The 7,090-nt window shown below is 71.5% G+C and carries 5 protein-coding genes; 2 read left to right on the plus strand and 3 right to left on the minus strand.

Going from position 1 to position 7,090, the window contains the following annotated elements; all coding sequences use genetic code 11:
• From AOK00_RS30580 to AOK00_RS30590, 3 genes are all read right to left on the minus strand, one after another.
• The coding region (locus AOK00_RS30580) for a biotin/lipoyl-containing protein (RefSeq protein WP_301554233.1) at nucleotides 1–361 on the minus strand (361 nt) is incomplete at its 3' end.
• Between the two features lie 62 nt (nucleotides 362–423).
• Complete coding sequence (gene lpdA / locus AOK00_RS30585) at nucleotides 424–1,812, minus strand: dihydrolipoyl dehydrogenase (protein ID WP_055603459.1); 1,389 nt, start codon at nucleotides 1,810–1,812, stop codon at nucleotides 424–426.
• 235 nt (nucleotides 1,813–2,047) lie between these two features.
• Nucleotides 2,048–3,562 carry a leucyl aminopeptidase gene (locus AOK00_RS30590; protein WP_055603460.1) on the minus strand — a complete coding sequence of 505 codons (1,515 nt, stop codon included), beginning with the start codon at nucleotides 3,560–3,562 and terminating at the stop codon, nucleotides 2,048–2,050.
• 315 nt (nucleotides 3,563–3,877) lie between these two features.
• Here AOK00_RS30590 and AOK00_RS30595 point away from each other — a divergent pair, with 315 nt between their 5' ends.
• Together AOK00_RS30595 and pelF are read left to right on the plus strand one after the other, a co-directional pair.
• On the plus strand, nucleotides 3,878–5,974 hold the full coding sequence (locus tag AOK00_RS30595) for a hypothetical protein (protein ID WP_055603461.1): 2,097 nt from the start codon (nucleotides 3,878–3,880) through the stop codon (nucleotides 5,972–5,974).
• Nucleotides 5,975–6,000: 26 nt separating this feature from the next.
• The coding region (gene pelF / locus AOK00_RS30600) for a GT4 family glycosyltransferase PelF (RefSeq protein WP_055603462.1) at nucleotides 6,001–7,090 on the plus strand (1,090 nt) is incomplete at its 3' end.

Raw genomic sequence — 7,090 nt, forward strand, 5'->3', positions numbered from 1 at the left:
CCGCGGGGGCCGGAGCCTCGGCGACCGGCGCCGGGGCGGCCGGGGCCTCGGCGACCGGCGCCGGGGCGGCCGGGGCCTCGGCGGACTCGGCGGCCGGAGCCGGGGCAGCGGCCGGGGCGCCCGTGCCGTCGTCGATGATGGCCAGCTCGGCGCCGACCTCGACCGTCTCGTCCTCGGCGACCTTGATGGAGGCCAGGATGCCCGAGGCGGGGGCGGGGATCTCGGTGTCGACCTTGTCGGTCGAGACCTCGAGCAACGGCTCGTCGGCCTCGACACGCTCACCCTCGGCCTTGAGCCAGCGGGTGACGGTGCCCTCGGTGACGCTCTCGCCGAGCGCCGGCAGGGTTACGGAAACCGACATGGTTTCAGTTGCTCCTAACGAATTGCGGGAAGTGGTCGTCGCGCCCTGTGATGACGTGAGCGTCAGTCGTGGGAGTGCAGGGGCTTGCCGGCCAGGGCCAGGTGGGCCTCGCCGAGCGCCTCGTTCTGCGTCGGGTGGGCGTGGATGAGCTGCGCGACCTCGGCCGGCAGCGCCTCCCAGTTGTAGATCAGCTGCGCTTCGCCGACCTGCTCGCCCATGCGGTCACCGACCATGTGGACGCCGACCACGGCACCGTCCTTGACCTGGACGAGCTTGATCTCGCCCGCGGTCTTGAGGATCTTGCTCTTGCCGTTGCCCGCCAGGTTGTACTTGAGGGCGACGACCTTGTCCGCGCCGTAGATCTCCTTGGCCTTGGCCTCGGTGATGCCGACGGAGGCGACCTCGGGGTGGCAGTACGTCACCCGGGGCACGCCGTCGTAGTCGATCGGGACGGCCTTCAGGCCGGCCAGGCGCTCCGCGACGAGGATGCCCTCGGCGAAGCCGACGTGCGCGAGCTGGAGCGTCGGGACGAGGTCGCCCACGGCCGAGATCGTCGGCACGTTGGTGCGCATGTACTCGTCGACCAGGACGTAGCCGCGGTCCATCGCGACGCCCTGCTCCTCGTAACCGAGACCGGCGGAGACCGGGCCGCGGCCGATGGCGACCAGCAGCACCTCGGCCTCGAAGGTCTTGCCGTCGGCCAGGGTGACCTTGACGCCGTTGTCGGTGTACTCGGCGGACTGGAAGAAGGTGCCGAGGTTGAACTTGATGCCGCGCTTGCGGAACGCGCGCTCAAGAAGCTTCGAGCTGTTCTCGTCCTCGACGGGGACGAGGTGCTTCATGCCCTCGATCACCGTGACATCGGTGCCGAAGGACTTCCACGCGGAGGCGAACTCGACGCCGATGACACCGCCGCCGAGGATGATCGCGGACTCCGGGACCCGGTCCAGGGTCAGCGCGTGGTCCGAGGTGATGATCCGGTTGCCGTCGATCTCCAGGCCGGGGAGGGACTTCGGTACGGAACCGGTGGCCAGGAGGACGTGACGGCCCTCGACGCGACGACCGTCGACATCGACGGAGGTCGGGGAGGACAGGTGGCCGGTGCCCTCGATGTAGGTCACCTTGCGGGAGGCGACGAGACCCTGCAGACCCTTGTACAGGCCCGAGATCACGTCGTCCTTGTACTTGTGCACGGCCTTGATGTCGATGCCCTCGAAGGAGGCCCTGACACCGAACTGCTCCGCCTCGCGGGTCTGGTCGGCGACCTCGCCGGCGTGGAGCAGGGCCTTCGTCGGGATGCAGCCGTTGTGCAGGCAGGTGCCGCCGAGCTTGTTCTTCTCGATCAGTGCGACGTCCAGGCCCAGCTGCGCTCCGCGCAGCGCCGCGGCGTAACCGCCGCTACCGCCGCCGAGGATCACTAGGTCGAAAACGGTGCTGGCGTCGTTCGCCACGTCACGTCCTCCATGCATGTGCGCTCGTCGCCGGTCCTCGATGACCGGGCGGCGGCTGGTGTTCGGCCGCTTATTTTCGGCCCTGTGGTGGGGGCCCTGTCCTGCCGAGAACCCATCTTCGCACTTGTTGACGGATGGCGGGACGCGGGGCCGTGCTCTGAGACGGCCGATCGTCCGTAAGGCGGGCCGGCCAGAGCGTATGAACCTACGGATTTCGTCGCCGTCACGCGGCTGCTCAGAGCTCGCCGGCCGCCGTGAGCTCGGCCAGCCTCACCAGGGTGCGGACCGAGGAGCCGGTGCCGCCCTTGGGGGTGTAGCCGTACGGGGCGCCCTCGTGGAAGGCCGGGCCCGCGATGTCCAGGTGGGCCCAGGTGATGCCCTCGCCCACGAACTCCTGGAGGAAGAGACCGGCGACCAGGCCGCCGCCCATCCGCTCGCCCATGTTGGCGATGTCGGCGGTGGGGGAGTCCATGCCCTTGCGCAGGTCCGCGGGGAGCGGCATCGGCCAGGACGCCTCGCCGACCTCCTCGGCGATCTCGTGGATCGCGGAGCGGAAGTCGTCGTCGTTGGCCATGATGCCGAAGGTGCGGTTGCCGAGCGCCAGGACCATCGCGCCGGTCAGGGTCGCCACGTCGACGATCGCGTCCGGGTGCTCCTCGGAGGCCCTGGTCAGCGCGTCGGCGAGGACGAGCCGGCCCTCGGCGTCGGTGTTCAGGACCTCGACGGTCTTGCCGCTGTACATGCGCAGCACGTCACCCGGGCGGGTGGCGGAGCCGGACGGCATGTTCTCGGCGAGGGCGAGCCAGCCCGTGACGTTGACCTCCAGACCGAGGCGGGCCGCGGCGACGACGGTGGAGAACACGGCGGCGGCGCCGCTCATGTCGCACTTCATCGTCTCGTTGTGGCCGGCCGGCTTCAGGGAGATGCCGCCCGAGTCGTAGGTGATGCCCTTGCCGACCAGGGCGAGGGTCTTCTCCGCCTTCGGGTGGGTGTAGCCGATGCGGACCAGGCGCGGCGGGTTCTGCGAGCCGACGCCGACACCGAGGATGCCGCCGAAGCCGCCCTTGGCGAGCGCCTTCTCGTCGAGGACCTGGACCTTGAGGCCGTGCTCCTTGCCGGCGGCCTGGGCGGCGGCGGCGAACGCGGCCGGGGTCAGGTCGTTCGGCGGCATGTTGATCAGGTCGCGGGCGCGGTTGATCTCCTCGGCGACGGCCTGGGCGCGCTCGGCGGCGGCCTTGTGGGCCTTGTCGCGCGGCTTGGCGCCGAGCAGGGCGACCTCGCCCAGCGGCTTCTTCGCGTCCTTGGCGTCCCCCGACGACCTGTACTGGTCGAAGGCGTACGCGCCGAGCAGGGCGCCCTCCGCGATGGCGGAGGCGTCCTCGGCGTCGTCGATCGGCAGCGCGAACGCGGCCTTCTTCGAGCCGGTCAGGGTGCGGGCGGCGACACCGGCGGCCCGGCGGAGGGTCTCGGCGCCGTAGGACGCGCCGTCCTCGGGGGCGGAGCCCAGGCCGACGGCCAGGACGACGGGGGCCTTGAGGCCGGCGGGGGCGGGCAGCTTGGTCGCCTCACCCTCGGCACCCGAGGCACCCAGCGTCTCCAGGACGGCGGCGAGCCGACCGTCGAAGGCCTTGTCGACGGCCTCGGCGCCCGGGGCGACGACGAGCGTCTTCCCGGACTTCGCGACGCCGATGACGAGGGCGTCGGCGCGGAGCGTCGCCGCGCCGGCAGTGCTGAGAGTGAGAGCAGTCACGGTGGTGAAATCTCGCTTCCATTGAGTTCTGTGGCGGTCGAGGGATGGGCCGACCGTGCCCGCCGCATCGTATTTCGGCCCGGAGAGCGCCGAGAACGAGCCTACGCTCGCTCACCCGGTTCGCTCACGGCGGCGCTGATTCACTCATCCGTGGTGTCTCTTTCATGTTTACCGTTCTGGCCCGGAGCGCTCGTTCACACTCGCCTCAGTCACGCAAGGACGACCCACTCGTCTTCGCACCATCTGCAACATCTCCACAGGTTCGCCGCCCCGGCCCCCGGTGCGCGGGGACCTGCCGAGGGGGGACACCACCCGATGGACTCCGGCCGAATCCGTACGCCCAGAAGCGCGCCCGGCACCCGTGGCGGCGCCCGTACCGCGCCCCGTACCGCCCGCGTCGCGGCCCTCGCCGCCGCCGCGCTGCTCGCCACCGTCGTTCCGTCCGCGCAGGCCCTCGCGGCCCCCGTGCCCCGGGTCGACCTCACCGTCCTGGTCGTGGACGACGGCGGCAGCGCGGTCGGCGCGATCGCCGCCGAGCTGAAGGGCTCCGGCGTCCCGTACCGCAGGATCGACCTGAACGACCCGAACCGGCCGGTCCTCGACGCGGCCTTCCTCAGCGACACGCTCGACGGCCGCCCCCGCGCCAAGTACCAGGGCGTCGTCCTGCCCCACGAGACCGCCTTCGGCCCCGACTCGGCCGAGCACACCGCCCTGCAGACGTACGAACGGACCTTCGGGATCCCGCAGGTCGACGCCTACACCTGGTCGCATCCCGGCGTCGGCCTCGACTACACCAACGAGGGCGGCTGGTCGGGCGTCCTCGACGGGGCCACCGCCGGAATCACCGCCGCCGGGAAGGCGGGCCCCTTCCAGTACCTGTCCGGGGCGCTCACCTTCGAGGACAACGACCCCTCGATCGCCGAGAGTTACGGCTACGCGGGCCGCCCCCGGGCCGGCTACACCAGCTACGTGGACGTACCCGCCGACGGCGGCGGCCGGGCCAGCCTCGTCGGCGAGTACACCGCCGACGGGCGCCGCGAACTGGTCGTCACCTTCGCCTACAACCAGCACCAGCGGCAGTTCCGGGCCCTCGCCCGCGGCATCGTCGAGTGGCTCACCCAGGGCGTCCACCTCGGCCAGAGCCGCAACTACCTCTCCGTGCACGTCGACGACGTCTTCGCCCCCGACGCCCGCTGGGACACCGGACTCAACTGCACGCCCGGCGACTTCGACTGCGTCGGCGACGACGGCGAGGGCGCCGACCCGATCCGGATGACGGTCGCCGACGCCCAGTACGCCGCCGCCTGGCAGAAGTCCTCCGGCTTCACCCTCGACATGGTCTACAACGGCGGCCAGGGCGAGCAGTGGAAGACCGAGCACGCCGGCTCCGACCCGCTCACCGACCGGCTCGTCGCCGACCGCGCCCAGTACCGGTGGATCAACCACACGTACACCCATCCCTTCCTCGGCTGCGTCCAGGACAACGCCGTCGTCCCCTGGCAGTGCGCCAAGGACATCCAGGGCAACACCCTCTGGGTCAGCCGCGCCGAGCTGTCCGCCCAGATCCGCGACAACCACAACTGGGCCGTCCGCAAGGGCATCTCCGTCGACCGTTCCGAACTCGTCACCGGCGAGCACTCCGGCCTCAGGACCCTGCCCCAGCAGCCCGTCGACAACCCGAACCTGGCCGGCGCCCTCGCCGACAACGGCGTCAAGTGGACCGGCAGCGACAACTCCCGCGAGCCGCAGCAGCGCTCGATCGGCACCGCGTCCGGCGCCGCGAAGACCGTGCCCCGCCACCCCATGAACGTGTACTACAACGTGGGCACCGCCGCCGAGATGGCCGACGAGTACAACTGGATCTACACCTCCCGCGCCGACGGCGGCAGCGGCGTCTGCGAGTCCAACCCGGCCTCCACCTGCCTGCCCGCCCCGCTCCCCACGGCCACCGGCTACGCCGACCACATCGTGCCGCAGGAAGCCCGCACCGCCCTCTCCCACGTCCTCGGCAACGACCCCCGGCCGCACTACGTGCACCAGTCGAACCTCGCCGAGGAGCGCCTGCTCTACCCCGTCCTCGACCGGGTACTCGCCGACTACCGGGGCCTGTTCGCCCCCAGCGCGCCCCTGGTGAACCCGGCCCAGCGGGACATCGGCACCGAACTGACCCGCCGCGCCGCCTGGGACAAGGCCCTCGCCGCCGGAAAGGTCACCGCCTACCGCATCGGCACCGCGGTCACCGTCAAGGCCCCCGCCGGGCTCACCGTGCCCGTCACCGCACCCGAGGGCACCCGCAAGCGCCTCCTCCTCGGCACCGCCGCCTTCGGCACGCCGTACGCCGGGACCCGCTCCGCCTGGACCGCGCCCGAAGTGCTCCAGACCAGCGTCACACTCACGCTCCCGACCGCCTGACCAGCACGTTCTGGGGGGAACCGCACATGCCGAGCAGTGGCCGTCATGTCACCATGCTCACCGAAGGCACCTACCCGCATGTCCACGGCGGCGTCAGCACCTGGTGCGACCAGCTCGTCCGCGGCATGCCCGAGGTCGACTTCGAGATCCTCGCCCTCACCGGCAGCGGCCGCGAACCCGTCACCTGGGAGCTGCCGTCCAACGTCACCCGGCACACCGCCTACCCCCTCTGGGGACTCCCGCAGGGGCCGACCGCGCCCGGCCTGTTCACCGGAGCGCGCCGGCCCCTGCGGGGGCGTGAGCGCCGCCGCTTCCTCGACACCTACGAGCGCCTGCTCCTCGCCCTCCTCGACCCGGAGGCGGGCTACGACTTCGGCACCAGCCTGTACGAGCTCGCCGAACTCGCCCGGCGGGGCCGCCTGACCAACGCCCTGCGCTCCGAGGCCGCCCTGCGCTCCCTGATGTGGATCTGGACCATGCCGCATCTGCCGACGCTCGCGGCCCGGCCCACCGTCCACGACGCGCTCACCGCCACCGACCTGCTCGAACACGCCCTGCGGCCGCTGGCCGCCCGGATATCCACCGACGGCGTCGCCCACGCCGTCTCCAGCGGCCTCGCCACCCTTCCGGCGCTCGCCGCACAGCACTTCGAAGGGGTGCCCTTCCTGCTCACCGAACACGGCATCTACCTCCGCGAGCGCTATCTCGGCTACCGCACCGAGGCGCAGCGCTGGCCCGTCAAGGCCCTCATGCTCGGCTTCTACCGTGAGCTCAACACCCTCGGCTACCGCAAGGCCGACCTCATCACCCCCTGCAACCAGTACAACCGGCGCTGGGAGGAGCGCGGCGGCGCCCCCGCCGACCGCATCCGCACCGTCTACAACGGCGTCGACCCGGCCCTCTTCCCCGAGGCCGGGCCCGAACCCGGGACCCCCACGCTCAGCTGGTGCGGCCGCGTCGACCCCATCAAGGACCTCGAAACCCTGATCAGGGCGTACGCCATCTGCCGTGCCGAACTGCCCGCGCTGCGGCTCCGGTTGTTCGGCCCGGTCCCCGCCGGGAACGAGGACTACCTCACCCGTCTGGAGAAGCTCGCCGCCGAACTCGGCGTCACCG

The organism is Streptomyces aureus (assembly GCF_001418135.1).
In the GTDB taxonomy this organism is placed as follows: Bacteria; Actinomycetota; Actinomycetes; order Streptomycetales; family Streptomycetaceae; genus Streptomyces; species Streptomyces aureus_A.